25 protein-coding genes are annotated in these 26,621 nt (G+C 66.5%); 11 read left to right on the top strand and 14 right to left on the bottom strand.

Annotated elements, in window-relative coordinates:
- A partial coding sequence (locus QMA10_RS03830) for a TPM domain-containing protein (protein ID WP_290166304.1) occupies positions 1-1,957 on the bottom strand: 1,957 nt, incomplete at its 3' end.
- Positions 1,958-2,223: 266 nt separating this feature from the next.
- On the opposite strand from QMA10_RS03830, the gene QMA10_RS03825 reads away from it, so the two are divergent.
- The 4 genes from QMA10_RS03825 to QMA10_RS03810 all read left to right on the top strand — a co-directional run bounded on the left by QMA10_RS03825 (position 2,224) and on the right by QMA10_RS03810 (position 6,597).
- Entirely contained in the window at positions 2,224-3,795 is a 1,572-nt protein-coding gene (locus QMA10_RS03825; protein WP_290166303.1) for a trypsin-like peptidase domain-containing protein, read from the top strand.
- A 171-nt stretch (positions 3,796-3,966) separates the two neighbouring features.
- Entirely contained in the window at positions 3,967-4,815 is an 849-nt protein-coding gene (locus tag QMA10_RS03820) for an electron transfer flavoprotein subunit beta/FixA family protein (RefSeq protein WP_290166302.1), read from the top strand.
- Between the two features lie 56 nt (positions 4,816-4,871).
- The gene (locus tag QMA10_RS03815; RefSeq protein ID WP_290166301.1) at positions 4,872-5,816 is read left to right on the top strand and encodes an electron transfer flavoprotein subunit alpha/FixB family protein; all 945 of its coding nucleotides are present in this window, start codon (positions 4,872-4,874) and stop codon (positions 5,814-5,816) included.
- 4 nt (positions 5,817-5,820) lie between these two features.
- Positions 5,821-6,597 carry a PIG-L deacetylase family protein gene (locus QMA10_RS03810; protein ID WP_290166300.1) on the top strand — a complete coding sequence of 259 codons (777 nt, stop codon included), beginning with the start codon at positions 5,821-5,823 and terminating at the stop codon, positions 6,595-6,597.
- Between the two features lie 53 nt (positions 6,598-6,650).
- Here the strand turns inward: QMA10_RS03810 and QMA10_RS03805 are convergent, their stop codons facing one another.
- The 7 genes from QMA10_RS03805 to QMA10_RS03775 all read right to left on the bottom strand — a co-directional run bounded on the left by QMA10_RS03805 (position 6,651) and on the right by QMA10_RS03775 (position 11,947).
- Positions 6,651-6,938, bottom strand: coding sequence for a TipAS antibiotic-recognition domain-containing protein (locus tag QMA10_RS03805; protein WP_290166299.1), 288 nt, complete (start codon positions 6,936-6,938; stop codon positions 6,651-6,653).
- Between the two features lie 171 nt (positions 6,939-7,109).
- On the bottom strand, positions 7,110-7,952 hold the full coding sequence (locus QMA10_RS03800) for an anti-sigma factor (protein ID WP_290166298.1): 843 nt from the start codon (positions 7,950-7,952) through the stop codon (positions 7,110-7,112).
- Complete coding sequence (gene sigK / locus QMA10_RS03795) at positions 7,945-8,595, bottom strand: ECF RNA polymerase sigma factor SigK (protein ID WP_290166297.1); 651 nt, start codon at positions 8,593-8,595, stop codon at positions 7,945-7,947. The genes QMA10_RS03800 and sigK overlap by 8 nt, the downstream gene beginning before the upstream one ends.
- Before the next feature lie 176 nt (positions 8,596-8,771).
- Entirely contained in the window at positions 8,772-9,572 is an 801-nt protein-coding gene (locus QMA10_RS03790; protein WP_290166296.1) for a class I SAM-dependent methyltransferase, read from the bottom strand.
- An 8-nt stretch (positions 9,573-9,580) separates the two neighbouring features.
- Positions 9,581-10,048 (bottom strand): tRNA (cytidine(34)-2'-O)-methyltransferase, encoded by a 468-nt coding sequence (locus tag QMA10_RS03785; RefSeq protein WP_290166295.1) that lies wholly within the window; start codon positions 10,046-10,048, stop codon positions 9,581-9,583.
- Positions 10,049-10,070: 22 nt separating this feature from the next.
- Positions 10,071-11,033: a J domain-containing protein gene (locus tag QMA10_RS03780; RefSeq protein ID WP_290166294.1), complete on the bottom strand. Its 963-nt coding sequence runs from the start codon at positions 11,031-11,033 to the stop codon at positions 10,071-10,073.
- A gap of 155 nt (positions 11,034-11,188) precedes the next feature.
- The gene (locus QMA10_RS03775; protein WP_290166293.1) at positions 11,189-11,947 is read right to left on the bottom strand and encodes a uridine kinase; all 759 of its coding nucleotides are present in this window, start codon (positions 11,945-11,947) and stop codon (positions 11,189-11,191) included.
- 57 nt (positions 11,948-12,004) lie between these two features.
- On the opposite strand from QMA10_RS03775, the gene QMA10_RS03770 reads away from it, so the two are divergent.
- From QMA10_RS03770 to QMA10_RS03755, 4 genes are read left to right on the top strand one after another with little or no spacing between them, the layout of a single operon-like run.
- A complete protein-coding gene (locus QMA10_RS03770) occupies positions 12,005-13,252 on the top strand; it encodes a cysteine desulfurase family protein (protein WP_290166292.1) in 1,248 nt (415 codons plus the stop codon).
- A complete protein-coding gene (gene mnmA, locus QMA10_RS03765) occupies positions 13,249-14,403 on the top strand; it encodes a tRNA 2-thiouridine(34) synthase MnmA (RefSeq protein ID WP_290166291.1) in 1,155 nt (384 codons plus the stop codon). Before QMA10_RS03770 ends, mnmA begins: the two co-directional genes overlap by 4 nt.
- A gap of 59 nt (positions 14,404-14,462) precedes the next feature.
- Positions 14,463-14,843 (top strand): chorismate mutase, encoded by a 381-nt coding sequence (locus tag QMA10_RS03760; protein WP_290166290.1) that lies wholly within the window; start codon positions 14,463-14,465, stop codon positions 14,841-14,843.
- Positions 14,827-15,921, top strand: coding sequence for a hypothetical protein (locus QMA10_RS03755; RefSeq protein ID WP_290166289.1), 1,095 nt, complete (start codon positions 14,827-14,829; stop codon positions 15,919-15,921). Before QMA10_RS03760 ends, QMA10_RS03755 begins: the two co-directional genes overlap by 17 nt.
- 16 nt (positions 15,922-15,937) lie before the next feature.
- Here the strand turns inward: QMA10_RS03755 and QMA10_RS03750 are convergent, their stop codons facing one another.
- The 6 genes from QMA10_RS03750 to QMA10_RS03725 all read right to left on the bottom strand — a co-directional run bounded on the left by QMA10_RS03750 (position 15,938) and on the right by QMA10_RS03725 (position 22,205).
- Positions 15,938-16,639, bottom strand: a complete 702-nt coding sequence (locus tag QMA10_RS03750) for a DUF4166 domain-containing protein (RefSeq protein ID WP_290166288.1) — start codon at positions 16,637-16,639, stop codon at positions 15,938-15,940.
- A gap of 3 nt (positions 16,640-16,642) precedes the next feature.
- Entirely contained in the window at positions 16,643-17,935 is a 1,293-nt protein-coding gene (locus QMA10_RS03745) for a DUF58 domain-containing protein (protein WP_290166287.1), read from the bottom strand.
- A 13-nt stretch (positions 17,936-17,948) separates the two neighbouring features.
- On the bottom strand, positions 17,949-19,058 hold the full coding sequence (locus tag QMA10_RS03740) for a MoxR family ATPase (protein WP_290166286.1): 1,110 nt from the start codon (positions 19,056-19,058) through the stop codon (positions 17,949-17,951).
- Positions 19,055-20,185 carry a DUF4350 domain-containing protein gene (locus tag QMA10_RS03735; protein ID WP_290166285.1) on the bottom strand — a complete coding sequence of 377 codons (1,131 nt, stop codon included), beginning with the start codon at positions 20,183-20,185 and terminating at the stop codon, positions 19,055-19,057. The genes QMA10_RS03740 and QMA10_RS03735 overlap by 4 nt, the downstream gene beginning before the upstream one ends.
- Positions 20,186-20,250: 65 nt before the next feature.
- Positions 20,251-20,946, bottom strand: coding sequence for a DUF4129 domain-containing protein (locus QMA10_RS03730; protein ID WP_290166284.1), 696 nt, complete (start codon positions 20,944-20,946; stop codon positions 20,251-20,253).
- Entirely contained in the window at positions 20,943-22,205 is a 1,263-nt protein-coding gene (locus QMA10_RS03725) for a glycerophosphoryl diester phosphodiesterase membrane domain-containing protein (protein ID WP_290166283.1), read from the bottom strand. Before QMA10_RS03725 ends, QMA10_RS03730 begins: the two co-directional genes overlap by 4 nt.
- 261 nt (positions 22,206-22,466) lie before the next feature.
- On the opposite strand from QMA10_RS03725, the gene mtrA reads away from it, so the two are divergent.
- The 3 genes from mtrA to QMA10_RS03710 are packed head-to-tail and all read left to right on the top strand — an operon-like array spanning position 22,467 to position 26,602.
- Positions 22,467-23,144: an MtrAB system response regulator MtrA gene (gene mtrA, locus QMA10_RS03720; protein WP_104052552.1), complete on the top strand. Its 678-nt coding sequence runs from the start codon at positions 22,467-22,469 to the stop codon at positions 23,142-23,144.
- Between the two features lie 40 nt (positions 23,145-23,184).
- Positions 23,185-24,852 carry an MtrAB system histidine kinase MtrB gene (gene mtrB, locus QMA10_RS03715; protein ID WP_290166282.1) on the top strand — a complete coding sequence of 556 codons (1,668 nt, stop codon included), beginning with the start codon at positions 23,185-23,187 and terminating at the stop codon, positions 24,850-24,852.
- Positions 24,842-26,602, top strand: coding sequence for an LpqB family beta-propeller domain-containing protein (locus QMA10_RS03710; protein WP_290166281.1), 1,761 nt, complete (start codon positions 24,842-24,844; stop codon positions 26,600-26,602). Before mtrB ends, QMA10_RS03710 begins: the two co-directional genes overlap by 11 nt.
- Positions 26,603-26,621: the final 19 nt, after the last annotated feature.

The following is a 26,621-nucleotide window of genomic DNA, read 5'->3' as shown; positions in this document are numbered from 1 at the left end:
CCTGCGCGCCGAAGCCGCCGCCTCCGCCGCGCAGGATGGAGTCGATCAGGATACCGCCCAGGATCGCTCCGCCGAGTCCGGAGCCGCCGCCACGTCCACCGTACATGCCGCCCCCGCCGCCAAAGCCGCCGCCGAATCCGTCGACATCCTGCTGAGCCATATCGGCTGCCTGTGCCGCCAGTGCGTTGGCCTGCTGGGCGTAGGCCAAGGCGCTGACCGGATCCGAGGACTGCAGGGCAATGGCCTGCTGGAGGTTGCGTTCAGCCTCGGCCAGCCGGGTGCGGGCCTCACTGCCCACACCGCCGCGCCGGGCGCGGATGTAATCAGAGGTACCGGAGATTTGCGCCTGGGCGGACATCACGGCGTGCTGAAGCGCATCCCGTGCCCGGCGTTCCTGTTCCTGCCGGTCCCGGATGCCTTCCAGTGCACTGTCGAGCTGGGAGTTGGCTGTTTCCAGGCGGCGCAGCAGATCCACGGGATTGTTCCGCGCCGATGACTCGCGCTCAATGGCAGTCAGAGCAGCCTCCACACCGGCCATCGGTCCAGCCAGCCCGGCATTGGCGCCGTTGGCCGAGAAGGCCCTGGCCTGGGCCAGATCCTGCCGGGCATCCGCAACGGCACGCTGCAACTCGCTGCGCGCTGCGTCGAGTTCGCGTCCGGTCTTCTCAATGGCGTCCAGCAGGACGTTCGCCTGGTGCACGCTTTCTTCTGCCGCGCGGACGGCGACGACGGCGGAGGCCGTGTCACCTTCGTCGAGCTTAGCCTGGGCCGTTTCTTCGGCGCTGTCGACAAACTCTAGCCGCTGGCGTGCCTGTTCGATGTTGTCCGCGATCTGGGTCAGGGCGGAATCGGCATAACGCTGGCGCAGTCCGCTGAGGGAGGCCTCTGCCGCATCCAGGCGTCCGCCGGCCGACTGGGCGGTGCTTCGAGCCGCGCTCAGGGCAGCAGGAGCATTTTTCTCCAGCTCGCGGAGCGCATCAAAGTCTTCCTTGTGCGCCTGGAGGGACTCATTCACGGCTTGGCAGCGGCGGATGATGTCCTTGAGCCAGGTCCGCTGCTGCGCTTCAGTATCCGGAATATGGTCATCCAGCTGCTGCTGCATCTTGAAGGACTCGCTCATGTGGTTTTTGGCTGCTGCGAGATCCTCGGTGAAGGTCTTGACGGCGTCGTCCCCGTAGGAAGCCATGGCGAAGGCCAATTCCTGCTCGCTGGACTTGATGGCGTCGTCGGCGGCTATCAGGAGGCTGCCGGCGCGCTTGCGCAGGTCTTCCACACTCATTTGGTCCAGCGGATCCGCCGGCTCCTGCGGTTCTGACCTGCGCGGCCCGGCAGGGAGGGCACCCTTGCGCTTGCTGCGGACGAAGAGGAAGGCAGCTCCGCCGCCCAGCAGAATAATTCCGCCGATAAGAATGACCGGAGCAAGGCTTGCGCCCGAGGACGCTGACGAGCCGGTGGAAGAGCCGGTACGGCCCGATTCGAGCGTGTCCGCGGCGCTGACGGCTGCTGCGGCCCAGTCCTCGGAGGTGAAGCTCTCCTTGCCAACCAGCGGATCGGCTGCTGCATCAATTACGGCGTCGCCCTGCTCCCGGGTCAGCGGGCTGTTATCGGAGACCGAGACGTTGATCTGCCGGCTTTCCGTGGCAATGCTCAGCAGCACGTCCTGGGAGTTCATGCCCTTCTGCTCGACAACCTGGTCTCCCCAGGCAGCCGGGTCTGAGGGGTTCGTGAACTCATCCACGTACACGACAAAAAGGGTGTAGCGGCTGTTTTCCCGCACTTCGGAAATGGCTGAGCGGACCTCGCCGGCGTCCGAGCCCAGAACGCCGGCGTCGTCGACCAGGAACTGTCCGGGCGGGATGGTGACCGGCGGGACCGCGGACGCGGCTGCAGCCGGAACCAGAAGCGCCGAGACACTCAAACCGAGCACGGCAGCTAGCCGCATGGTCTTCAACCGCATAAATTTGTCCTCAGGATTGTGTGGTGCGTGGCATCTGCGCTTCGTTCCGCCGGATTCGGTTCCCTCCGCGGAGGAAGGCCGATTCCTGGTTCGATTCTATGGTTCGCCAATATATCGAGTCCACCATGGAGAAGGCTGTATGTCTTTCGGGAAGTTTTCAGGAACCGTTCAGGAACCTCCATCAATCGTCACAGAAAGTACTGTCATAGTTGAGGAAGCCTCACACACTTCCACGGCACCGGCACATGATTTGGAAAGGACAGCACATGTCTGAGCAATATGGGGGCACCGAGGGTCCGCAGCGTCCGCTTCCTCCCCGTCCGCCTGCCCCGCCTGCTTCCTCCGAGCATGCAGCGGCTGGTGAGGCCCGCGGGGACCAGACCCAGCAGCTTCCCGATGCCGCGGCCCAGCAGCCGCGCGCTTCCGCATACGGCGCTGCAGCTTCAGATGCTGACGGTGCCGCCCGGAATGCCCAGCCGCAGCCGCCCCGGCAGCCCCCTGCCCACGCGCCGTCGGCGTCCGGCAGCTACAGTGCCGGCAGCTACGGTGCCGGCAGTAATGGAGGCGCGGGCTCAGCGGGCGGTTATTCCGGGGGCGGCTACGGGCAGGATCCCTACGGCTCTTCCCATCAGCCGGTGCCGGCTCGGTCGCCGCGCAGGTACGGAGCCGGCGCCCTGATCACAGGCATGGTGCTGGCCGGACTGCTGGGCGGCGGTGTTGCGGTGGGAGCCGATGCACTGATGGACAACGATTCCTCGCCCCAAAGCACGGGCCAGGCACAGACTGTCGTGGTGAATAACGATGACAGCGTCAATGCGGTGACTGCGGCCGCCGTGAAAGCCTCCCCGAGCGTTGTCACCATCGATGTCTCCGCCAGCGGCAGTTCCGGCACCGGCTCCGGGATCATCCTGGACGATGATGGCCATATCCTGACCAACACGCACGTCGTCACCCTCGGCGGGACTGCCTCCTCGCCGTCCGTGGAAGTCCAGACCCATGACGGCAGGGTCTTCTCCGCCACAGTGGTGGGAACCGACCCGGTGTCCGACCTGGCTGTTATTAAAGTGGACGCCTCCGACCTGACCCCGGCGGACCTGGGCAATTCCGACGATCTCAACGTAGGGGACACGGTCATCGCCATCGGTGCTCCACTGGGACTCGCGGGCACCGTAACGGACGGCATCGTGTCCACGCTGAACCGCACCATCAGCGTGCAGTCTTCAGCGGCCCCGGAATCCCCCACCGACGGTGGGACGGGCCAGGAGAATGACGGCAACGGATTCCGTTTTGCTCCGCCGGACGGTTCCAGCCAAAGCCAGAGTACGGCTCAGGGCTCCATTTATCTGGACGTCATCCAGACGGATGCAGCCATCAACCACGGAAATTCCGGCGGGGCACTGGTCAACACTGACGGCGACGTTATCGGAGTCAATGTGGCCATTGCCTCGGCCAGCGAGGACAGCGGAAGCATCGGCGTCGGTTTTGCTGTGCCGATGAGCTACGCCGAACGGGTGGCCAACGAGATCATCGACAACGGTTCAGCGACCCACGGGTTCCTGGGCGTATCGGTCACTCCGGCAGTGGCCTCCAGCTCCTCGGCCTTTACCGTTGGTGCCGAGGTGGCCGAGAACCCGGCCAGCGGAACCCCTGCCGCCCGGGCAGGACTGAAAAAGGGAGACGTCATCACGGCGGTGAACGGCATTCCGGTCACCGATGCCCAGTCCCTGACCGCTGCCATTCGGATGCAGGCAGCGGACTCCAAGGTCACCATCGACTACACCAGCGGCGGCCGCGCCGACAGCACGGATGTGACGCTCGGCGACTCCGCGGATCAGTAACACCATGCACCACGGACCCGCTCTTCTTGGAGAAGGGCGGGTCCGTCCGTGTCCGGTGCCGGGCACGGGGCTGCCCCGCAGTGTGATTAGCTTAAGTTTGCCGCCCCGGCGGCTGGTCCCGGACCCGGCAAAGCCAGCCCCGGAAGGATCTCCCACGCAGAAAGGTTCCGCATGCAGGAATCAGCCGACAGGCCGCTGAACATTGTTGTCCTGGTAAAGCACGTGCCCGATGCCCAGTTTGACCGGCACCTTTCCGGTCCCGCCCACACGCTCGACCGCTCCGAGAGCATCCTCTCCGAGTTGGACGAGTATGCCCTGGAAACGGCGCTGCAGCTGGCCGAGGCACGCGGGGGCCAGGCGGCCGGGAACATGGTGACCGCGCTGACCATGGGCCCGGATGCCGCGGTTAATGCCGTGAAAAAATCCCTGCAGATGGGTGCCTATCAGGGCGTCCACGTGAACGACGCCGCACTGGCCGGTTCCGATGCGGCAGCAACGTCGCTGGTGCTTGCCGCTGCCGTGCAGCACGCGGCAGGCACGCCGGGTGCCCCGGCGATGCCGGACCTGGTACTGACGGGCATGGCGTCCACGGACGGAGAAACGTCCCTGGTCCCGGCGCAGCTGGCGGAGCGGCTCCAGCTGGCCCAGATTACCTTCGCCGCCGAGATTAACGTGCTGGATGTTGACGGCGCTGCTACGGTCCGTGCCCGCAGGGACGGCGATTCATTTTCCGAGACGCTCGAAGCGCCGCTGCCGGCACTGGTATCAGTCACTGATCAGGCCAACGAGCCGCGGTACCCCAACTTCAAGGGCATCATGGCCGCCAAGAAAAAGACCATCACAGTTCTCTCCCTCCAGGATTTGGGCATCGAACCGGAGCACACCGGTGTGGCCGGTTCCTGGACCTCAGTAGCTGCCTCCGCGCCCCGTCCGCCGCGTTCAGCCGGAACCATCATCACCGACGACGGCAACGCCGGGGTAGCGCTGGTGGACTTCCTGGCCGCCTCCAAACTGATCTGACAATCCTTTCACCGGCGTTGCCCCGGCGGCGCCCGAAGCACTAAGGAGAGCCCACCATGGCCTCTGTCCTCGTCTTTATTGATGTCCCGGGCCTGCCGCTGCCGCGGGCGAGCCGCGAATTGCTGACCATCGCCAGTGAGCTGGGGCAGCCGGCGGTAGCCAGCCCCCGCGCCCTCAGCGATGAGGTGCTGCAGGCTCTGGGAGACTATGGCGTCGCGTCCGTCTACGAGCCGGAGGAAGAACTGCCGGACGTCCTGATTGCCGCCAAGTCCGCTTTCCTGGCGGAGACCGCGCAGGCGGCGGAGGCCGCTGCGGTGCTGCTGGGTAATTCCTTTGAGGACCGCGAGGTGGCGGCGCGCACCGGCATCAAGCTGGGTTCCGGCGTGATTACGGACGCGGTGGCCGTTGCCCCGGACTTTTCAGTGACGAAGTCCGTGCTGGCCGGGTCCTACACCTCCACCTGCCGGGTGCAGACCGGGATTCCCGTCATTACGGTGAAGGCCAACAGTGTTGAACCGGTTCCGGCGCAGGCTTCCGCGGTCCCGGAACGCCACCGGGTTGCCGTCCCCGACGCCGGTCCCGCGGCACGGGTCACGGGCCGCACCGAGAAGCGGGTCAGCGGCCGTCCCGAACTCTCCGAAGCCCGGGTCATTGTGGCGGGCGGACGCGGGATGGATGGTGACTTCACTCCGGTGGAAAACCTCGCGGACGCCCTGGGAGGTGCCGTGGGTGCCTCGCGGGCAGCCACCGACGCCGGGTGGATTGAACATTCCGCCCAGGTAGGCCAGACCGGTAAGACAGTCTCACCGCAGCTCTACATTTCGGCGGGCATCTCCGGCGCCATTCAGCAGAAAGCCGGGATGCAGACAGCAAAGGTGATCGTGGCGGTCAATAAGGACGCTGACGCACCCGTCTTCGAGATTGCGGACTTCGGCATCGTGGGGGACGTGTTCTCGGTCCTGCCCCAGGCCACCGAGGAAATCAAGAAGCGCAGGTCCTGATTCCATGACCCAGCTACAGGGGCAGACACCCCTCCAGACGCCGGCCGCTTCCCGGGTGCAGCGTGTGCTGGCTTTCGCCGCCCATCCGGATGACATTGATTTTGGTGCAGCCGGAACAGTGGCGGGCTGGACGGCAGCAGGGGCTGAGGTCACGTATTGCATCATGACCGCCGGAGACGCCGGGGGCTTCGAGCCCGGGGACCGGAGCAAGGTAACGGAGCTGCGCAGCAGTGAACAGCAGGCAGCCGCGAAGCTCGCCGGTGTATGGGACATCCGTTTCCTGGGCGAACGCGACGGTTTCCTGGCGGTGACCCACGAAGTGGTGGAGCAGGTTGTTGCGCTCATCCGCGAAGTCCGCCCCGACGTCGTGCTGTCCATGCACCCCGAACGCAACTGGAACCGGATCCAGGCCAGCCATCCTGATCATCTGGCCTGCGGCGAGATTGTCACGCGGGCTGTCTATCCGGCCGCGGAGAATCCTTTTGCTTTTCCGCGGCTGGCGGAACAGGGCCTGGAAGCATTCAAGGTCCCCTGGCTGTGGTTTTACGGTGCTCCGCGGGAACGCGAAAATCATGCCGTGGATATCAGCGCCCTGGTGGAGACCAAGCTGGCGGCAATCCGGGTACATGCCAGCCAGCATCCGGACATCGCCGGGATGGAGGCTGCGGTGCAGTCGATGCTGCGCGACAACGCCCGCCGCTTTGGGCTTCCGGACGGTGCCAGTGCTGAAGTGTTCCACGTCGTGGGGATCAATACCGAGCAGACCATCGCCGGGTTCTGAGGCCCTGATTGGCCCCCGGTCCGCCGCTTCCGCAGCGGATCGGCAGGGATTTCCTAGAGGTTTGCTTCCGCCCGGGAGCCGCTGGCTTCGGCAAGGTAGGCCACCGGGCCCGGCGCTTCACTGTTGTAGAAGGCCGTGAAGCGGCTGTCCTGCACATACAGCTCGCCCAGACCCTTGTAAGCCGCCCGGTCGGGAGTCCAACCCGCGCAGACCCACGGGTAATAGCGGGCCACAGCGGCGCCAAGCCGAGGATCCGACGGCGCCAGTCCGGCAGGGTATCCAGTGTTGCCCGGACCGCCGCTGCCATCTGTGCCAGGCGCCTGCTCTGCTCCTGCAGCCACCGGTGGTAGTACCGGTACCCGTTGGGCCCGGTAAAGGCAGGCGGGAGAAAACCGCGGTGCTCCTAATGGCGCAGAGTCCGGGACGAAACCCCGGCCATGCGGGCTACGCCGGAGACGGCCCGGGCGTCCTGCTGCCGGAACGGTTCGGACGGGGATGCCCGGCAGCGGCTCTCAGGCTGCGAAGGGAATGACCGCCAGAATCGGCATGGTGGGGGTCGGCGAACCGCCGTCGGGTTCCACGGTGAGGGCCACGGCACTGTACGGGTCAATATCGGTGAGTTCCGTGGCCTTGGCGCCGGAAACTTCCTCACCCGTCATGACGCCTGCGGACACCGGATTGGATCCGTCCGCCGGGACACGCCACATCTGGTAGACGGATCCTTCCGGCGGGGCCGGCAGTCCGTTGAGAGTGACGACGGCGGCGTCCCTGCCCCTGGACGTGGCAACTTCCGCAGTCCCGCCGGCGGGCAGGTCAACGGTGTGCTGCTGGAGGTCAGAGGCCTCAAGTACTTCCTCGCGCACCGTATCCGGTCCGAGGTTGCTGCCGATGGCAACTCCGCCCACAACGATCGCTGCTGCCGCGGCACCGGCGAGAATCCAACGGCCGGCGCGGCCCAGGGGGGAGCGGCGGCTGCGGCGGGCGGCCAACTCGTCGCCGGGCTGCAGGGTGGGAGCAGAATCATCCCGCTCATGCGGCGGATCCTGTGGCTGAGGGGCCCGTGCAGGGGAGTTCTCCTGCTGCGGCAGCCGGGACATGATCCGCTCCAGCAGATCCGCGGGAGGAACAGCCTCGGCCCGGTAACCGCCGGCCAGGGCTTCGCGTGTGGCCCAGACACGGCGGAGGAAGGACGCACGCAGGTCCGGGTCTGCCTGCTCGAGGGCAGCATCCATGATCCGGCGGTCATCGTCCGAAAGGGCGTCCAGGGCATAAACCTCGGCCCATTCCAGCAGCCGGCCTTCGGCCGCATCGGTGCTGAGCGCATCCGAGGAGGCTTCAAAGTTGTTGTCAGGCATCTGCAGCCACCCCCAAACAATTCTTCAGTCGTATCAGTCCGTCACGGATCCTTGATTTGATGGTCGGCACCGCGGCATTCAGCTTTTCAGCGACCTCACGGTAGGTCAGCCCGCCGTAATAGGCTAACCGCACCGATTCCCGCTGTGTTTCGGTCAGGGAATCCAGGCACTGCACCACAGCCTCGGCATCGAGGCGCTGGGCGACGGTGTCCGCAACATTGTCATAGTCCGGTTCCTGCATGGCGGCGCCGAAGCGGGCCTCCCGGTTGGCTGAACTCTGTTCGGAGCGGACCCGGTCCACGGCACGGCGGTGCGCGAGGGTCAGCAGCCACGCCAGGGGGGAACCGACGGCGGGATCGAAACGGGAGGCGTTGGTCCACACCTGCAGGTAAACCTCCTGGGTGGTGTCTTCACTGAGCTCGGCATCAATGAGGACCCGGCGGGCCAATCCGTACACACGCCGTGACGTCAGTGCATAGAAGCGCTCAAAATCGTCCCGGCTGCCGCCGGCAATCCCCGAAAGGAGAGCTTCCAGCGAAGCGGAGGAAACGGGCTGCTGCCCGCTGTTATGGGCGGTCTCGGCGGCAGGCTCCGGAACGGAGGACTGCGAGGCGGGAGGCCGTCCCTGGTTGGGCGTTTCCATAGGTTTCCAGCATAGGGGGAAACCCTGTTGCACAGGTGCAGGAGCCCGCGGCAAGTCGCCCGCCTGCCGCGCTGCGGCGGGCGGGCGACGATCCGCCGCCACAAGTCCCTCAACTCCCATGCCCTGTATTCGCTGCCGCCGGGGCAACGGATGGGACGGGCTTCGGTAAACGGTGCTTAGGGACGCCGGGCGGAAGCAATCAGCGTGTCGGCATTCAGGCGGTATTCCTCACCCACCACCGCCAGGAACGCCGCTTTGACCCGGTCCGCAGCCTCCGGATCAGCGGGCAGGAGGAACCGAAGTCCGCTGCCCGCGACCAGCGACCAGGCCAGGGACTGGCTGAGCTGGACCTGGACAGGTGTGGACAGGACCTTGATGTCGTGAAGCCCCAGGCCTTCGAGCCACGCGGTGAGTTTTTCCGGCGTGTTAAGGCGCTCGGTGTTTTCCCGTGCTGCGGAAAAGTGTTCGGTCAGCTCCGGCCGCTCGCGCCGGCACTCCTGCAGTAAGAGCTCAGTGAACGGGGCCAGGGCGCCCTCCGCCCAGGTGCTCAGGGCCAGGCGGCCGCCCGGGCGCAGGTTCGAGACCAGGTTTGCTGCTCCCTGGTCCATGTCCGGGAGGAAGAAGATCGAGTAGGCGGACAGCACGACGTCGAAGGGTTCGTCGCTGCTCCACCCGGAGACATCGCCGACATGCAGTGCGACGTTCTCCAAGGACAGGGTGGTGGCTTTGGCCTGGGCGAGGGCGAGCATCTGTGCCGAAAGATCCACGCCGTCCACACGGCCGTCAGGACCGGCGTACTGCGCCGCCGGGATGGTGGTGGCTCCGGTGCCGCAGCCCGCATCCAGGATGCGGTTGCCAACCTCTATTTCCGCGGCTGCAACCAGCGCATTGCCCATCGGGTTCCACAGGGAAGGCGCCAGGCGTTCAAAGTCGGCGGCTCCGCCGTCGAACGCGGCGCCAATATTGGATTCGGGCATGGGAGTCCTTAGAGCTGGGCACCTGCGAAGCCGTGTTGGCGCCAGGCTTCGTAGACGGCGATGGAGGCGGAGTTGGCAAGGTTCAGGGAACGCAGGGAGGGCAGCATGGGCAGGCGGACGCGGGCGGTGACGTGCGGGTCCTGCTTTACCTCCTCCGGGAGGCCTACGGACTCGCGGCCGAAAAGCAGCACGTCGCCGGGCTGGTACGCGATGTCCGTGTAGGACGTGTCGCCGTCGGAGGTGAAGGCATAGACGCGTTCCGGTGCCAGCGCTTCCCAGGCAGCTTCTAGGTTGGGGTGCACGTGAAGCACGGCCAGGTCATGGTAGTCCAGGCCGGCGCGGCGCAGCTTGGAGTCCTCCAGTTCAAAGCCCAGGGGCTCAACAAGGTGGAGCTCAGCTCCCGTGATGGCGGCAAGACGAATGGCGTTGCCGGTATTGCCGGGGATTTCAGGGGCGTGGAAGAGAATGCGGAACACAACCCCATCCTAAGCCCGGCAGCTAGCGGACCGTTGCATCGAGGAGGCCGCCCAGCACGGGAAGCTGGACGGTATTGGGCTGCGGTCCGTCGCTGAAGAACCGCTTGAGTTCGCGCTGGAGGGTCCCGGCGTTGACGATGTGGACCATGGCCGGCGCGCTGCGGCTCAGCGACGGCGGATAGTCGATCACCGGTTCAAAGGGATTCCCGTTGGGGCTGTGCAGCACCACCCAGCCGCTGACGTTGCACTCAGGGAAACGGTCCTGAAGGGTGCGGACGGCATCCGGCAGCCGGCCGATGGACACTTCTTTGCCGCGGTAGCGCAGATGTCTGCCGTCCCAGCTGTAATTGCCGGGAGACGCCACCTGGGATTCGAGGACGGCCATCCGGTAGCCGCCCAGGAGCACATGGCCCACATTGAGGTTGCCGCCCCGGGGAGAGCGGTCCGGCAGGTGCAGGCCGTTGACCAGCCGTCCGGCCGGATAGTCCGGCAGGAAAGTGCGCTCGAGCAGGCGTACGGTGAGGCACTCGCCGTCGTACCGGGCGCCCGCGCCGGAGCCCAGGCGGGCCATGAACCCGGGCCTGCGGGGGGTCCCGTGGACCTGCTGTCCGGCCAGCGCCAGCGGCAGCACCGGCGGGGAGCCGGGGGAGAAGTCCGGGACAAAGCGCGGTGTCCTGGCCAGGACCTCGTCCGGGGACACTGATCCTCCGCCCGTGTAGCCGGTGCGGGCGGAGGACGCCGGTTTGGCGGCGCTTCCGGGCCGTCCGCCCGAACCGCGGCCCAGGCTGAGGTCATAGGCGGCCTTCTGCTCCGGGTTGGACAGGACCTCATACGCCTCGGCGATGACATGGAATGTTTCGGCGCTGCCGCCGTGGTCCGGGTGCGTGGCGCGGGCGGCTTTGCGGTAGGCCGTCTTGATCTGGTCCGATGTGGCCGAGGGGGCAAGACCCAAAACCTCATACAGCGTCTTGGGTGACGGGCTCACAGCGGGTCCTCTCATTGGGCCCGAAGGCCCCGGCAGTCAACAGCGCACGGATGGCGCCGCAGGTTTAACAGCGGTTGCATTCTCTCAGGTTGGCAGCAACACCTGCCACACCGGCAGCAACAAGGCTGCACCAGCTATAACGCTGGAACGGCGGACTATGTTTCCGGCCGGGTGCGGGCAGCGTTCCGGCCAGGGCGATAGCTGGCCGCGGCGGCAGGGATGAACCGCGGGCGGTCCGGGTCCGTGTTGTCCACCACCACCGTGGCCCGGCCCGCAGGATCCGTGTCAGCGAAATAGAGGCGCTGGCCGCCCACGTAGCGGCGCATGGCCGGATCATCCGGATCCGGCGGTGTACCGTCGCGCAGCGCCATGCGGGCTGCGGTCACGGCAAACGGCACGTCAAGGAACACCGAGAAATCCCATTCCGCCGCCAGCTCGCCGCGGTGCAGGAAGAGCCCGTCCACCAGGAGGACGGCGTTGGCAGGGGCGGGCAGCGCGGGTGGGGACAGGACGGCGTCGGTGAGGAGGCTGTGCCCGGCGCGCCGGTAGCGTCCGCCGCCTCCCGGCTTCAGCGGATCAAGGACATAGGCCCGAAACTGGTCCACATTGTAGGAATCATGGCGGAAGCCGGCTGCCGAATTCCGGCCGCGCCGGTACCGCATGCTTTGACGGTGATGAAAGTCATCCAGTGACACCCGGATCACCGGGCGCGGGTTCCCGGCAGCGGCCAGTTCGGCAGCCAGGGCGTCGGCAAAGGTTGTCTTGCCGGAGCCGTCAACGCCGTCCACCGCCGCGAATATCCGGCGGGCGGGGGACTTGCCGGACACGTTCGACGCCAGTGCCTGAAGGAGCACAGCCCGGGGGACAGAAGCCGGGCAGGCCGGGAGCGGCGGCAGGGGAGGCAGAGGAGTCACAACGGCATTGTGCCAGCACCGATCGGCATTGGTTGCGATCCCCGTTAGAATAATCAAGTGCCCGTGTACCTAGATCACGCGGCGACCACGCCTCTCTCGGCCTCGGCCCTCGCCGCACTCACGTCAGAACTTAGCCGCAGCGGTAATCCGTCCTCGCTGCACGGCTCCGGCCGCCGCGCCCGGATGGTGGTGGAGGACTCCCGCGAAGCGCTCGCCGCCGCCGCCGGCTGCCACCCCTCGGAGATCATCTTCACCTCCGGCGGAACCGAGGCGGACAATTTGGCCGTCAAGGGACTTTACTGGTCCCGGCGCGATGCCGACCCGCGCCGCACCCGCATTCTCTGTTCCCCGATTGAACACCATGCCGTTCTGGACACCGTCCAGTGGCTGGAGAAGCATGAGGGCGCCACGGTGGTGTGGCTGCCGGTGGACCATGAGGGAGTGGTCTCCGAAGAGGCCATCCGTGCCGAGCTTGCCGCCCACGCGGACAGCACCGCGCTGCTGACCGTCATGTGGGCCAACAATGAAGTGGGCACCGTTCAGGACATTCCCGCGATTACGGCGCTGGCGCACGAGTACGGGGTGCCGGTTCACACCGACGCCGTGCAGGCGTTCGGTTCGTTGCCGGTGAACTTCCGCGCAGCCGGCGTGGACACCATGGCCATCAGCGGCCACAAGATCGGCGGACCGGTGGGAGTGGGAGCGCTCGTCGTCGGACGGGCCGTCAAACTCACGCCCGTGATGCACGGCGGCGGACAGGAGCGGGACATCCGCTCCGGCACCCTGGACACCCCCGGCATTGCGGCCTTCGCCGCTGCAGCCCGGGAGGCCACGGAAAACCTTCCCGCTGAGTCCGCCCGCCTGCGGCAGCTGCGAGACACACTGATCGCCGGGGTCGAACGGGAGATTCCGGACGCCGTGCTCCGGGGTGCCCGGGAGGAACAAAGCGGGGACACCGATCGTCAGGGCATGCCCCGCCGGCTGCCGGGCAACGCCCATTTCACGTTCCCGGGCTGCGAAGGCGATTCGCTGCTGTTCCTGCTGGATCTGGCCGGAGTGGAATCCTCCACCGGTTCGGCATGCACGGCGGGAGTTCCCCGGCCCTCCCACGTTTTGCTGGCCATGGGGCTGAGCGAGACCGAGGCCCGCGGCGCCCAGCGTTTCAGCCTCGGGCATACAACCACGTCCGCGGACGTTGACACTTTGTTGAACGCACTTCCGGGAGCCTACGAACGGGCCAAAAAGGCCGGTATGGCTTCCCACGTCAGCAGCATCCAAACAGCAGGAACAGGTTTTACTTCATGAAGGTTTTGGCAGCAATGAGCGGCGGAGTGGACTCCGCGGTAGCCGCAGCACGCGCAGTGGAAGCCGGGCACGACGTCGTTGGCGTCCACCTGGCACTGTCCCGCATGCCGGGCACCCTGCGTACCGGCAGCCGGGGCTGCTGCACCATTGAGGATTCGCGCGACGCCTGGCGGGCGTGTGACATCCTGGGCATCCCCTACTACGTCTGGGACTTCTCCGAGCGGTTCAAGGAGGACGTGGTGGATGACTTCATCGCCGAATACGCCGCCGGCCGCACCCCCAACCCCTGTATGCGCTGCAACGAGCGGATCAAGTTCGCCGCCCTGCTGGAAAAGGCCCTGGCCCTGGGGTTCGACGCCGTCTGCACCGGCCACTACGCAAAGGTGATCACCGACGCCGACGGGAATCCGGAACTGCACCGTGCCGCGGACTGGGCCAAGGACCAGTCCTACGTGCTGGGTGTGCTCACCCATGAACAGCTCAAGCACTCCATGTTCCCGCTGGCGGAAACTCCGTCCAAGGCCGAGGTCCGGGCCGAAGCCGAACGGCGCGGCCTGTCCGTGGCCAACAAGCCGGACAGCCACGACATCTGTTTCATCCCCGACGGCGACACCCGCGGCTGGCTCGAAGAGCGCATCGACCTGACGGAGGGCGACATTGTCGATTCTTCCGGGGAGAAGATCGGCACGCATCCCGGTGCCAACGCCTTCACTGTAGGTCAGCGAAAGGGCCTGAAGCTGGGCCGCCCGGCCGACGACGGCAAGCCCCGCTTCGTGCTGGAAATCCGGCCCAAGGAAAACAAGGTGGTTGTGGGGCCGGAGAAGCTGCTGAACATTGACCAGATGCGCGGCATCAAGATCTCCTGGGCCGGTCTGCCGATCCCCGAGATTGCTGCCCGCACGCAGTTTGACTGCATGGTGCAGGTCCGTGCCCACGGCGACCCCGTTGCGGCGCGCGGCTGGATGGAGGATGTTGCCTCCGAGGAGGCCGAGGGCGGCATCCGCGAGGAGCTCGTGGTCCGGCTGAACGAACCGATGCGCGGCGTTGCTCCCGGCCAGTCCATGGTGGTTTACCAGGGCACCCGCGTTCTGGGGCAGGCCACGATTGACTCGGCACGTTCGCTGGAATGGGATCCCGCCGCCGTGTCCTGATCCGGGCAGGCCGGCGTAACGTGCTCTGCGGCACGCGGGCCGGACTCTAGACTGGAGCCATGACTGATACATCCGCAGATGAGTTTGACCCCGCTGCCAGTTCCCTCGCCGGGAAAGTCTCCGACGAGGTGATGCAGGAACTGCTGGCAGTCCGCAGCAGCATCGACAACATCGATGCAACGCTGGTGTATCTCCTCGCGGAACGTTTCAAGGCCACCCAGCGGGTGGGGTATCTAAAGGCGGAGCACGATCTTCCGCCGGCTGACCCGGGACGGGAAGTGGCCCAGATCGCGCGGCTGCGCAGGCTGGCCGAGGACGCCAACCTGGATCCGGCCTTCGCCGAGAAATTCCTGAACTTCATCATCAGCGAGGTCATCCGGCATCACCAGGCGATCTCCGACAACCATAACGGCGGCAACAGCAATGCAGCAGGACTCTAAGCAGGCGGACGCCCAGCAGCGGGAATCCGCCACTGTCACGGCCACCGCCCCGGGTCCCTGGCCCGGTCATGACCCGGTGGAAGCCACCCGGATCATCCGCGGTGAGCTCGGTGCGCCGCATCTTCCGTTCCTGGTGGAACTGCCGCACCGCGGTCCGGGCGCTGATGCCCTGGGCCGCACCGCGGCACTGCTCGTGGATCTCTCCGTGGACCTCCAGCCGCACGGGTGGCGGCTGGTGCCCCGGCCCGGAAAAGACCACCGCAGGGCAGTTTCGCTGCTGGGACAGGACCTCAACGCCCTGGCTGACGTTGCCGGCGGCGAGGAATCTCCGGGCAGCCAGCTGAAGATTTCGCTGCGCGGCCCGCTGTCCCTGGCCGCCGGGCTCTATCTGCACAACGGGGAACGTGCCCTCTCCGACTCCGGTGCCCGCCGGGAACTGCTGCAGTCGCTCACGGCCGGCGCGGTGGAGTTTATGGCGCGTGCCCGCACGGCCGCGCCGGATGCCGGCATCACGGTTCAGCTCGATGAGCCGGACATTGCCGAAGTTCTTGGCGGTGCCATTCCCACGGCCAGCGGTTACCGGACGCTGCGCTCCGTTCCGGCCACGGAGGTCTCCTCCGCCTGGGCACAGCTCATAGAAGCGCTGACCGGTGCCGGTGCTGAGCAGGTCATTGTGCGCCTGCCGGAGACCGGACGCTCCGCAGTGCTGCGGCCCGGAGCCCAGAGCCCCTTTGCACTCGCGCTGGGGGCGGGCGCAGACGGCGCGGCCCTGCCCGCTGCCGGGCTGACCGGTGCGGATTGGGAATCCATCGCGGAAGCGGTCGAAAGCGGAAAAGCACTGTGGCTGGGGATACTGCCGGAGCCGGCCCGGGACGCTGAGCCCCGCCAGGTGAAAGCACTGGTGGAGGATGTGCTGCGGCCGTGGGCCAAGATCGGCCTGTCACCGGACAGGCTCCCGGCGCTTCGCCTGATGCCGGCCGCTGATCTGGCGGCGGTGTCGCCGTCGTCCGCCCGGAAGATCCTCACCCGGCTCACGCAGACTGCGGAAGCACTGTCCCAGGTCGCCGCGGAGGGCTAGGCATACCCGCCGGAGTCTAGACCCGCCGCTCCCAGCGGGCCGGCACGGCCTCCGGCGGAAGGTTGCCGTCCCAGGGCTGCTGCCGGTACGTGAAGCGTCCGTCGTAGACGAAGACCGTGCCCACCTGCCTCTGCACCACCCGGGTGCGGATGCGGAAGACTCCCTCGCCGTCGTCGTACCACTGCTCCACATGTGCATCCGCAGCCGCAAAGCCGGGAAGCGGAAGCCGCAGCGGGCCAAGGAACAGCCGGCTGCGCGGGGAATCCATGAGCAGATGCCCCTCCCCGGTCACGGACAGCACCAAATCCGTGGCCAGATTTCTTTTCCGGCCCAGATAATCCGTCAGCTGCCGCGGACCGGTCAGCGTGGTGGTGTCCTCGAAGACCCGATTGCCGCCGGGGAACCGGAACGTCCGCACCGCGGTCAGCGAGGGCCTGCCCGCCGGGTCCTGATGCGGATAGTTGCGGATGGTGAAGGGTATGCCGGTGCCGTAATCAGGGAAGAACGCGTTGGATACCGGTATCAGCTTCAGCAGCGGCCGCAGCCAGGGACGGGGACAGCCGGCGGTTTCAAAGACACCCTCTCCCTCGCCGTACACGCCGCCGCCGGGGACCGCCGAGAAGTATTCCTGCAGTGCGGGCTGGAGCCGCTCGAAGTCGGCTCCGAGGACCTGGCGGTAGACGGAGCGGGGAACTGCTGCCGGTTCTGCAGAATCCATGATCTAGAGCCTTCCGGACGCTTTGAGTCGGATATAGAGGTCCGCGAGTTTGGGCGGCAGCTCCTGCGGGGTCTCATCAACCACCTCGGCACCCATGGACCGCAGCTGGGCGCTGACCGCCGCCCGGTCCAGCAGGGCACGCTCCGCGGCCGCTGCCCGGAAGACTTCGGCGGCTGTTGTCCGTTGCCGCCGAAGTTCCTCCAGCTCCGGGTCCCGGACCGAGGCAACCACCACCACATGCTTGGCCAGCAGCTGCGGCAGCACCGGCAGCAGCCCTTCTTCGAGTGCACCGGAATCCAGGGCAGTGATCAGCACCACCAGCGAACGGCGCGTGGAGACTGATTGGACGGCGCCGGGTACCAGGGAAAAGTCGGCTTCGATCAGCTCGGCGTCCAGCGGGGCAACCGCCGAAACGAGCCGGTGCAGCAGGTTGCCCTTTCCGCGGGACTGGACACGCGCCCGGATCCGCCGGTCAAAGGCCAGGAAGTCCACCCGGTCGGCGCCGCCGGATGCCAGCATGGCCAGCAGCAGGGCGGCTTCGATGCCGGTGTCCAGCCGGGGCTCATCAGCAATCCGGGCTGCTGACGTGCGGGAGGTGTCCAGCAGCAGCACCACGCGCCGGTCACGCTCGGGACGCCAGGTCCGCACCACGGTGTCCCGCCGGCGGGCAGTGGCACGCCAATCAATGGACCGGACATCGTCCCCGCGTACGTAGTCACGCAGGGAATCGAATTCGGTGCCTGCACCCCGCATCTGGACTGTGGTGTTGCCGTCCAGCTCACGCAGCCGCCTCAGTTTCGAGGGCAGGTGCCGTTTGGCGTGGAAGGGCGGAAGCACCCGCAGCGTTGCGGGGCACGGCAGGGTGCGCTGCCGGGCGGCCAGGCCCAGCGGGCCAAAGCTGCGCACCGTGACGGATTCACTGTGCAGATCGCCGCGGCGTTCGGGGCGGAGCTGCACGTCGAACCGGCGGGCTTCGTGCCCGGGGATCTGCACCCGCTGCACCGGGTTCAGGGCGCCGGCCGAGGGCTGCCAGCCGTCCCGGAAGCTGCCGCGAAGGGGACGGGAACCGGTGTTGCGGACAGTCAGGACTGCGGCGGCAGGCTCGGTCAGGCGAACGCTGCCCGGAACGGTGCGCTCCAGGGTGAGTGAACGCGGCGAGGCCGCCGCCAACAGATCAACGCCGGCAGCAGCGCATAAAAAGACGAGCCACAGCGTGATCGTGGCAGCGCCCGGAAAGAGCAGAACAGCCACGGAGCCCGCTGCGGCAAGGAGTACCAGCCGTCCGGAGATCGCCATCAGAGCCGGCGGCCTAGCGCGGTACCGGAACGGTGGCCAGGATGCTGCCCAGCACGCCGTCAACAACGACACCGTCCATCTGCGCCTCCGGGCGAAGCGACACCCGGTGCCGCAGCGCCGGGAGCGTGAGTGCCTGGACATCATCCGGCGTGACGAAGGACCGTCCTGAAAGCCAGGCCCAGGCGCGGGAAGTGTTCAGCAGGGCCGTGGCGCCGCGCGGGGAGACGCCCAGCTGGAACGACGGCGCGTTCCGGGTGGCCCGGACCAGGTCCACGATGTAGCCAAGGACCTCGGGGGAAACTTCCACCCCGGCGACGGCGCGCCTCGCAGACTCCAGATCGGCTGCCGAGGCAACGGGGCGGACCCCGGCGGCACCGAGGTTCCGGGGATCAAAACCTCCGCTGTGCCGGCGGATGATCTCGATTTCGTCGTCGCGTCCGGGCAGGTCCATGGTCAGCTTCAGCAGGAACCGGTCCAACTGGGCCTCCGGCAGGGAATACGTCCCTTCATACTCCACGGGGTTGGAGGTTGCCGCCACAATGAACGGATCAGGCAGCGGACGCGACACGCCGTCCACTGACACCTGCCGCTCTTCCATGGCTTCCAGCAGCGAAGCCTGGGTTTTGGGCGGGGTGCGGTTGATCTCATCGGCGAGGAGGATGTTGGTGAAAACGGGCCCTTCCCGGAAGGAGAATTCCGAGGTGCGGCCGTCGTAGATCAGCGAGCCGGTGACGTCTCCGGGCATGAGATCGGGGGTGAACTGCACCCGCTTGGTGTCCAGCGACAGGGCAGCGGACAGCGAGCGCACCAGCAGTGTCTTGGCGACGCCGGGAACCCCTTCCAGCAGCACATGCCCCCGTGCCAGCAGGGCAATGATCAGCCCGGTCACTGCTGCATCCTGGCCTACGACGGCCTTGGCCACTTCCCGGCGGACATCCAGCAGGGCCTGGCGGACCGGGTCTCCGCCCGGCTCGCCGCCGCGGCCGGCGTCCGGTCCGGAGAGACCGGCCCGCTCCGCACTTCGGGCGCCTGCTGCTTCCTCGGCAGTGAGGCCTTCTCGGCCGGCCGGGGCTTTTTGTGCCGGCGGGGGACCCGGGGGCTGCGGCTGGTACTGCTGGCTCATGATGCGGTGACCTCTTCCTCTAGGACTTGCAAATCCTGTGACCATTGAACAAATGCGGCATCGCCGGCAGGCAGGGCTCCGGTCAACAGCTCCTCGACCTCACCCTTCGGCCGGCCGGCGGCCGCGGCGGCTGCCCGCACCACCGTATCGGTGCTGCTGCCGGGACCCAGCCGCAGCCGGACAGCCAGGCGGGTGAGCGCGGCGGCGCGAAGCGTTTGGACCGCGCGGTCCGTTGCACGGGCATTCTGGTACAGCCGGGCACGGCCTTCCGCCGTCTCCGCGGACCGGACCACCACGGGCAGCGGTTCGGCAGCCAGGGGCCCCAGCCGGCGTCCGCGCCAAAGCATTGCCAGTGCCGCCACGACGAGCAGCCACAACAGCAGCGGATCCACCCACGGCGGCAACAGCGTGCGGAAGTCGGCAGGTGCCTCTGCCTGCGGGATATCCGAGGCAGTGGGCAAAAACCAGACCAGCGTCTGTGTGGAACCCAGGGTGCGCAGCGCCAGTGCCGCATTGCCCCGGCCGGCGAGCGACTCGTTGGCCAGCAGTCCTGAATTACCCAGAACAATGACAGAGCCGTCATCGTTGGCCGCATACGAACCTGGTCCGTTACCGCGGTCGGAGGCGGGAAAACAGGTGACCGGACCGCGGTAGGCCAGACCGCCGGCGTCGATGCTCCGGGCGGCGGATGGGTCCGCAGCTGAGCATTCAGCTTCCAGCCCGGCATCCTGCTCCGGAAGTACCCCGGCGGAGCGGATCTCCCGTGCCAGCTCGGTGAGCTGGGCAAAGCCCGGTTCCGCCAGCACCTGCCGGCGGGCAAGCCCGTTCAGTTCCGCCAGCTGGTCCGCTCCCAGGAAGCCGTTGGGGTCATACAGAAACAGCGTTGACTGCCCGCCGCGGTCTTCAAGGATGGCGAGGGCTTCCTGATAGGAATCCGGAGCCTGCACGTCCACACCGTGCTCACCCAGGATGGTTGCCGCTGCCATGGCGCCGGCAGGGGCGGGGTTTGCGGGGGAGAGGGCAGCATCGTCATCACCGGATTGTCCGAGGACAGCCAGGAGGACAACGAGGCAGAGCACCAGAGCCAAAATAATCCACAGGCGCCACGCCCGCAGCTTGGTACGCACGTTTTCCCGTAGCGCCGGACCGCGCTGCGGACCTGCCGCGGGATCCGCTCCAGCGTGTGCCGGGCTCACCGCGGGACCGCCGGTGCGTCGCGGACTAGCGGGGAAACGGCGGGAGACAGGCCTCCCAGCAGCGTGTCCAGGACACCTGCCCGTTCGGCGTCATCTGCGGTGGCGGGCAGATGGCCGTACCGGACGTCGTCGAACCGCCGGACCAGCCAGATGATGTCATCTGAGGCCGCAGGAAAAGACCCCGCCAGGACATGCCCTGCCTCGGCTGCGGTGCGACCCGGGCGGGGCTCGAGGATAACCCGTTCTTCCGCCGAACGGATGATGGCACGCAGGCGTTCGGTCACTGCCGTGTCCCATTCGGCGCGGGCAGCTGCCTCCTCGGCAAGCCTCCGGTGATCCACGGCAACGCGGACTTCCCCGGAGTCGAAGACCTCGCGGCGGTGCCGCGCATTCAGCCGCGGGCGGACCAGGAACACAGCTGCAGCCAGCACGGCCGCCGCACCGACGGCCAGGAGCACCACCCCAAGAGTGGGGTCAACTCCGGCAATGCCGTTGAGAAGTTCAGTAAAAAAGTTGCCCACCCACTGCCAAAAGCGCTCCAGCAGCGTGGGTTCAGCAGCCTGGTACACCGGCCGGGACAGTTCCTGCTCGGCCCACCGGCGGGCTTGATCCGCGTCGGGAAGCACCGGGACGTCCCCCGCCGGGAACACCTGCACCGGGATCACCTGCACCGGAGCTGCCGGCACCGTCATCCGCCGTAGCCGGGGCCGGGCGTGCCGCTGTGCCGTCCGGGTACCAGATCCGGTGTGGTCCCGGTGATCTCCTGTTCCTTCATCAGCGTGAGGTCAAAGCCCTCGCGCCGGATCCGGAGGTCAACGTACAGCAGCGAAGTCACCGCCGCCTGAAAGGCATAACCAATGGCGCTGAAGAAAGTGGTGATGGCGGCGTTCAGGGCAAACAGCGCCACCGCGGTTCCGGCATCCGTGCCGGAGCCGCTGCCGAATGCTCCAACAAGGCTGGTGATGAGGAGCACCGGAACACTGATGACTGACGAAATGATGGACACGAGGATGGCCGTCAGTGCAAGGATCCCGAAAGAGCGCCAGAAGTTGCGGTTGGTCAGCTGCCAGGACCGGCGAAGCGATGCGAAGATCCCTGCAGGTTCCAGGACCAGTGCCGCCGGTGCAAAAGCGAGCTTTACCCCCAGCCAGACAAACAGGGCAATCAGAGCCAGGAAACCCAGAATCAGGACAGGGAGGCCCGCTGCGCCCAGGATGCTTACCAGCAGTCCCAACAGCACACCGAAAACCGCGAGCCCGATCACGAAGGCAACTGTCAGCAGCAGCCCCATTCCTGCCAGCGCAAGCAGCCGGGAGCGGCAAAGCCGCCATGTCTGCGCAAAGCCGGTCTTGAGATTCAGGATGGACCGCGCAAGGGGCACCACCAGCACGCCCTGCAGCAGCAGGACTCCCACTACGGAAAGGACGCCCAAAAGGGACAACCCGGTCACGGACCAGCCGGCGTTTGACTCGACGGACTCAAAGTCCGTTTCGTCGAAGTTGGAACTGAACAGAGCATCAGGCACCAGGGTGCCGATGAACAGGTAGGTTAGCAGCGAGATGACGGCCTGGATCAGCAGTGCCGTTCCGAACGTTGCGGCAGGGTTCTTCCGGCAGGCCTGGAAAGCACCGTCCAGAAGCTCGCCCAGCCCGAGAGGCCGCAGGGGAATGATGCCGGGCTTGGGCGGAGGCGTCCAGCCGCCCTGCGGCAGGCTGCCGGGGAACCCCCAGGGCTGCTGGGGCTGCCGGGGCGCAAACGCGCCCGGCTGGTTCCACGGATTCTGCGGCTGCGGGGGCTGGTTCCACGGATTCTGCGGCTGCGGGGGCTGATTCCACTGCGGCGCATGCCATCCCGGGGAGCCGTCCGAACGCGGGGCCGGCGGGATGCCGGGGATCCCGCCGTCGTCATTTGGCTCCCGCGGATCGCCGCCGCTGTGATTGTCCTGACCCAAGGTGTCTCCCCAAAAGAGTTGTTTGCCCTTATCCCACCATAGTTCCAGAGCAATCCGGACAGGCCCTGCAGAAATGGCCGGAAACTCCGTCCCTTAGGATGATAGGGATATTGCCAGCTGTCGCGGTGTCCCGGGACACAACCGGGGACCCGCCTTTTCCGGACAGCGGGCTGAAGCGCGGTGCAGGCACCGGGCAGCCGGAAATTCGTCCGGCACCGCAACGATGGACCGGTGTGAGCAGTCATCCGGGGACAGGGAGTTATGAAGGCACGCATACTGGTCGTGGATGACGACGAAGCACTGGCCGAGATGATCGGCATTGTGCTCCGCAACGACGGGTTTGAACCTGTCTTCTGCGCGGACGGCTCGAAGGCCCTTGAGGTCTTCCGCAGTTCCAAGCCGGACCTGGTCCTGCTGGACCTCATGCTGCCCGGCATCGACGGCATCGAGGTGTGCCGTCAGATCCGCGGTGAATCCGATGTTCCCATCGTCATGCTCACCGCTAAGTCTGACACGTCCGATGTTGTGCGCGGCCTGGAATCGGGTGCGGACGACTACGTGCCGAAGCCGTTCAAGCCGGCAGAGCTCGTGGCCCGCGTGCGTGCCCGCCTGCGGCCCGGCGACACGAAGTCCCCTGAAACGCTCAGCATCGGGGAAGTCACCATCGACGTCGCCGGACACGTGGTGACACGCGGAACCGACATCATTTCGCTGACCCCGCTGGAATTCGACCTTCTGGTGGCACTGGCCCGGAAACCCTGGCAGGTTTTCACCCGCGAAATGCTGCTGGAGCAGGTGTGGGGTTACCGTCACGCGGCGGATACCCGGCTGGTCAACGTCCATGTGCAGCGGCTTCGTTCCAAGATTGAGCGCGACCCCGAAGCACCCGAGATTGTTCTGACGGTGCGTGGTGTCGGTTACAAAGCCGGTCAGAGCTAGGCGCTCGCGGACTGCGGTCCTAAAAAATGACATCCTGCCGGTGGTACTGCGGACGCTCCGGCGTCTTCGCGGCGGTCTGCGGAAAGCGACGTTCCACCGGGTTGCACGCCTCTGGCGGCGTTCCCTGCTGTTCAAGACCGTGGTCTCCACGCTGCTGCTGGTGACCCTTGCCTGCGGCGGCGTGGGTGCGTTTCTTTCCCACCAGATTGCCGGTGCGCTCTATGAAGAGCGGCAGAACCAGTTCCAGTCCGAAGCCACGGCCGGATTGATTTCGGCGAAGGAGAATTTCCGGACCACCGCCGCAACGGATCGTGAAGGCACTGAACGCCTGGTCTCAAACACCCTGTCGCTGCTGGAAGGACAGGGCGCCGATGCCCGGCGGCTGTACCTCCTGACGCCCATGCCGGACCAGGAACAGAACCTGTTCGTCTCGCAAACCCTCGGTGAAGGGATCACCGCCGGCAGCATTCCGCTGGCCCTGACCGAATCCGTGCGCAGCATCAACGTCAACGAGGACCTTGACACCATCCACTGGTCCCCGCTTGCACTCTCCCACGGGGAACCCGGCCTGGCCTTCGGCACCAAAGTCACGCTGCCGCCGGACAGCGCCGAGTATGCCCTGTACCTGATTTACGATCTGTCGTCCATGCAGCAGACCCTCGATGACATCCACCGCATCATGTGGATTGCCGGCGGGCTGCTCATGGTCATCATCGGAACCATCGCGTGGCTGGTCACCAAAGCCGGTGTGGGTGCCGTCAGCGACGCCGCGGCCGTGTCCGAAAAACTGGCAAACGGCGAGCTGCAGGAACGCATGGTGGTCAAGGGCGAGGATGACGTGGCGCGGCTGGCGGCGTCGTTCAACCGCATGGCTGCCACCCTCCAGGACCAGATCACCCAGCTGGCCCAGCTCTCACGCATGCAGCAGGTCTTCGTTTCCGATGTTTCCCACGAACTGCGCACCCCGCTGACCACGGTCCGGATGGCCGCCGAAGTGCTCTACGACGCCCGGGACGGCTTCGACCCGATCAGCAAGCGGTCCACGGAACTGCTGTATCACCAGGTGGAACGCTTCCAGGCCCTGCTGGCGGACCTGCTGGAGATCTCCCGGTTCGACGCCGGTGCGGCGTCACCGGATCTGGAACCCACCGACATTTTCACCGTGGTCCGCGACGTCATAGACGCCACGGAACCGCTGGCCCTGAACATTGGGTCCGAGATCACCGTGGTCTCGAAGGAAACCAGCTGCATGGTGGACGCGGATCCGCGGCGGATCGAGCGAATCCTCCGCAACCTGGTGGTCAATGCCCTGGAACACGGCGAGGGGCAGCCCATCGAGATCGCCATTGGCTCCAATGTCGACGCCGTTGCTGTCGCCGTCCGTGACCATGGCATAGGCATGACCGAGGACGAGGCTTCCCGGGTGTTCGACCGTTTCTGGCGTGCCGACCCGGCCCGCGCACGGACCACGGGCGGCAGCGGACTTGGCCTCTCGATCGCCGTCGAGGACGCGCTGCTGCACGGCGGCCTGCTGCAGGCGTGGGGGCGGCCCGGAGACGGGGCCTGTTTCCGCCTCACGCTGCCCCGCCGGCACGGCGTTCCGTTCTCTGATTTCCCGGTGCCGCTGTCACCCTACGACGGCGCAACCGTGCCGAGGGCACTGGACGCGCCTGCATCTGTGACACAGGAGATACCCGATGACCGGTAACAGTCCGGCCGCCCAGCGGCCGTTCACCCGCCTGATCCTGATGGCCGCACTGGTACTGGCTGTGCTCTCCGGATGCTCATCCATTCCCACCACGGGACCGGTGGGCACTGCCTCCGCGGACAGCGTCGGGAGCTCGCTGGTGGACACCTTTGCGGTGGCGCCGCGCGGCCCGAGCCAAAGCGGGGGAGAGACGCCGGAAGACATCCTTCAGGGCTTTATTACGGCTGGAACGGGAGCCGCTGACGATTACAGTGTGGCCCGCGAGTTCCTGACCGACAGCCTTGCCGACACCTGGGCACCCACCGAACGGGTGCTTATCTACGGCGCGGATCCCAATATCGTGGCCGCGCGGGATGGCGAAACCTACTCCATCCAGCTGGAAGTCGTGGGAGCGCTGGATACCAGAGGGATCCGGACCGACAAGGCCTCGGGGACTACGGAGACCGTTTCCGCTTCCATGGAGCAGGTGGACGGCCAGTGGCGGATCAGTGCCGTTCCCAACGGCATCATGATCTCCGAGGTCAATTTCTCCCTGCTGTTCCTCTCCCACAATTTGTACTTCTACTCCAGCAATTTTGAATTCTGGGTTCCTGACACCCGCTGGTTCGTGCAGAAATCCGGCATTGCCGCCAATGTTGTCAAGGCAATGCTCGAGGGCCCCGCCCCCTACCTGCAGGGTGCTGTGAGCAGTGCATTCCCCGCAGGCACGGCGCTGGCCCGGGACGCCGTCCCGGTGGTCTCCGGCGTGGCAACAGTGGATCTGTCAGCAGAGGTCCTGCAGGATTCCAGTGACCTGAACCGGCAGCAAATGGCGCTTCAGCTGCAGCAGAATCTGACCCACCTCAACAACGTGAATTCGGTCAGCATGACCGTCAACCAGCGTGAGGTGGATTTGGGCAAGGAAAGCGGCGCCCTGGTGGAGGCCGTTGCCGACCCCGAAGCGGGCGGCACGCAGATTGCCGTCTTCCAGAATGAGCTGGCGTACTTCAAGGGAGTGGAACCGCAGGCGATCGAGGGAATCCCCAGCGTTGCGGAGTACGCGCCCCGCGATCCGGCCCTGTCACTGGATCTGGCGACCATCGCCTTCCTCAACGGAGACCGGACGTCGCTGTTCCTGACCGGGCCCAACCAGGAGGTTCGAAAAGTGGCCGACGGAGCGTCCCTGACCGCACCCAGCATCGATCCCGAAAAATGGACCTGGACGGCCTCGAATGTCGGAACGGCCAGCCGAATCCTGGCCCTGCCGCCGGGCGGCGGGCCAGACCAAATCATGACGCTCCCCGTTCCCTGGCTGGACGAGGCAACTATCTCCGAGCTCCGGATCTCACGGGACGGTGCACGGGCGCTGCTGGTGACATACTCCGGCGGCCGCAGCCATGTCCTGGTGGCCGGCGTTGTCCGGGATGCGGACGGAGTTCCGAAAACCCTCACTACCCCGCTGGAACTGGCTGCCACAACCGAGTCAGGATCAGGAATTCCGGCAACACAGCCGGTGGACCGGGCAAAGTGGGTTTCCGAGGATGCCATCGCCGTCCTGAATACCTCAGCCGAGGGACAGGTGACTCCGTTGATTCTCCGGCTCGGCGCAGATCCCGAGCCGCTGGCCGGGCTGACCGGTATCACCGGCCTGAGCGTCGGCAAGGGTGAGCAGGAAATCTACGTGCAAACCCAATCCGCCATGTACAAACGCATGGGTAACAGCTGGTACGAGGTGGGGGAGGGGCTGCTGGATCCCGCATTCCCGGGGTAGGCACTCCTGCACAGGCCCG

This window comes from Arthrobacter sp. APC 3897 (assembly GCF_030407495.1).
Lineage (GTDB): Bacteria > Actinomycetota > Actinomycetes > Actinomycetales > Micrococcaceae > Arthrobacter_B.
This window is presented reverse-complemented; position numbering and strand designations above follow the sequence as displayed.

Coding starts and splice junctions, on each gene's coding strand:
- mnmA (WP_290166291.1), top strand. CDS start 13,249: ATGAAGGTTTTGGCAGCAATGAGCGGCGGAGTGGACTCCGCGGTAGCC.
- QMA10_RS03820 (WP_290166302.1), top strand. CDS start 3,967: ATGCAGGAATCAGCCGACAGGCCGCTGAACATTGTTGTCCTGGTAAAG.
- QMA10_RS03790 (WP_290166296.1), bottom strand. CDS start 9,572: ATGCCCGAATCCAATATTGGCGCCGCGTTCGACGGCGGAGCCGCCGAC.
- mtrA (WP_104052552.1), top strand. CDS start 22,467: ATGAAGGCACGCATACTGGTCGTGGATGACGACGAAGCACTGGCCGAG.
- QMA10_RS03800 (WP_290166298.1), bottom strand. CDS start 7,952: ATGCCTGACAACAACTTTGAAGCCTCCTCGGATGCGCTCAGCACCGAT.
- QMA10_RS03815 (WP_290166301.1), top strand. CDS start 4,872: ATGGCCTCTGTCCTCGTCTTTATTGATGTCCCGGGCCTGCCGCTGCCG.
- QMA10_RS03750 (WP_290166288.1), bottom strand. CDS start 16,639: ATGGATTCTGCAGAACCGGCAGCAGTTCCCCGCTCCGTCTACCGCCAG.
- QMA10_RS03755 (WP_290166289.1), top strand. CDS start 14,827: ATGCAGCAGGACTCTAAGCAGGCGGACGCCCAGCAGCGGGAATCCGCC.
- QMA10_RS03825 (WP_290166303.1), top strand. CDS start 2,224: ATGTCTGAGCAATATGGGGGCACCGAGGGTCCGCAGCGTCCGCTTCCT.
- sigK (WP_290166297.1), bottom strand. CDS start 8,595: ATGGAAACGCCCAACCAGGGACGGCCTCCCGCCTCGCAGTCCTCCGTT.
- QMA10_RS03730 (WP_290166284.1), bottom strand. CDS start 20,946: ATGACGGTGCCGGCAGCTCCGGTGCAGGTGATCCCGGTGCAGGTGTTC.
- QMA10_RS03710 (WP_290166281.1), top strand. CDS start 24,842: ATGACCGGTAACAGTCCGGCCGCCCAGCGGCCGTTCACCCGCCTGATC.
- QMA10_RS03810 (WP_290166300.1), top strand. CDS start 5,821: ATGACCCAGCTACAGGGGCAGACACCCCTCCAGACGCCGGCCGCTTCC.
- QMA10_RS03760 (WP_290166290.1), top strand. CDS start 14,463: ATGACTGATACATCCGCAGATGAGTTTGACCCCGCTGCCAGTTCCCTC.
- QMA10_RS03740 (WP_290166286.1), bottom strand. CDS start 19,058: ATGAGCCAGCAGTACCAGCCGCAGCCCCCGGGTCCCCCGCCGGCACAA.
- QMA10_RS03745 (WP_290166287.1), bottom strand. CDS start 17,935: ATGGCGATCTCCGGACGGCTGGTACTCCTTGCCGCAGCGGGCTCCGTG.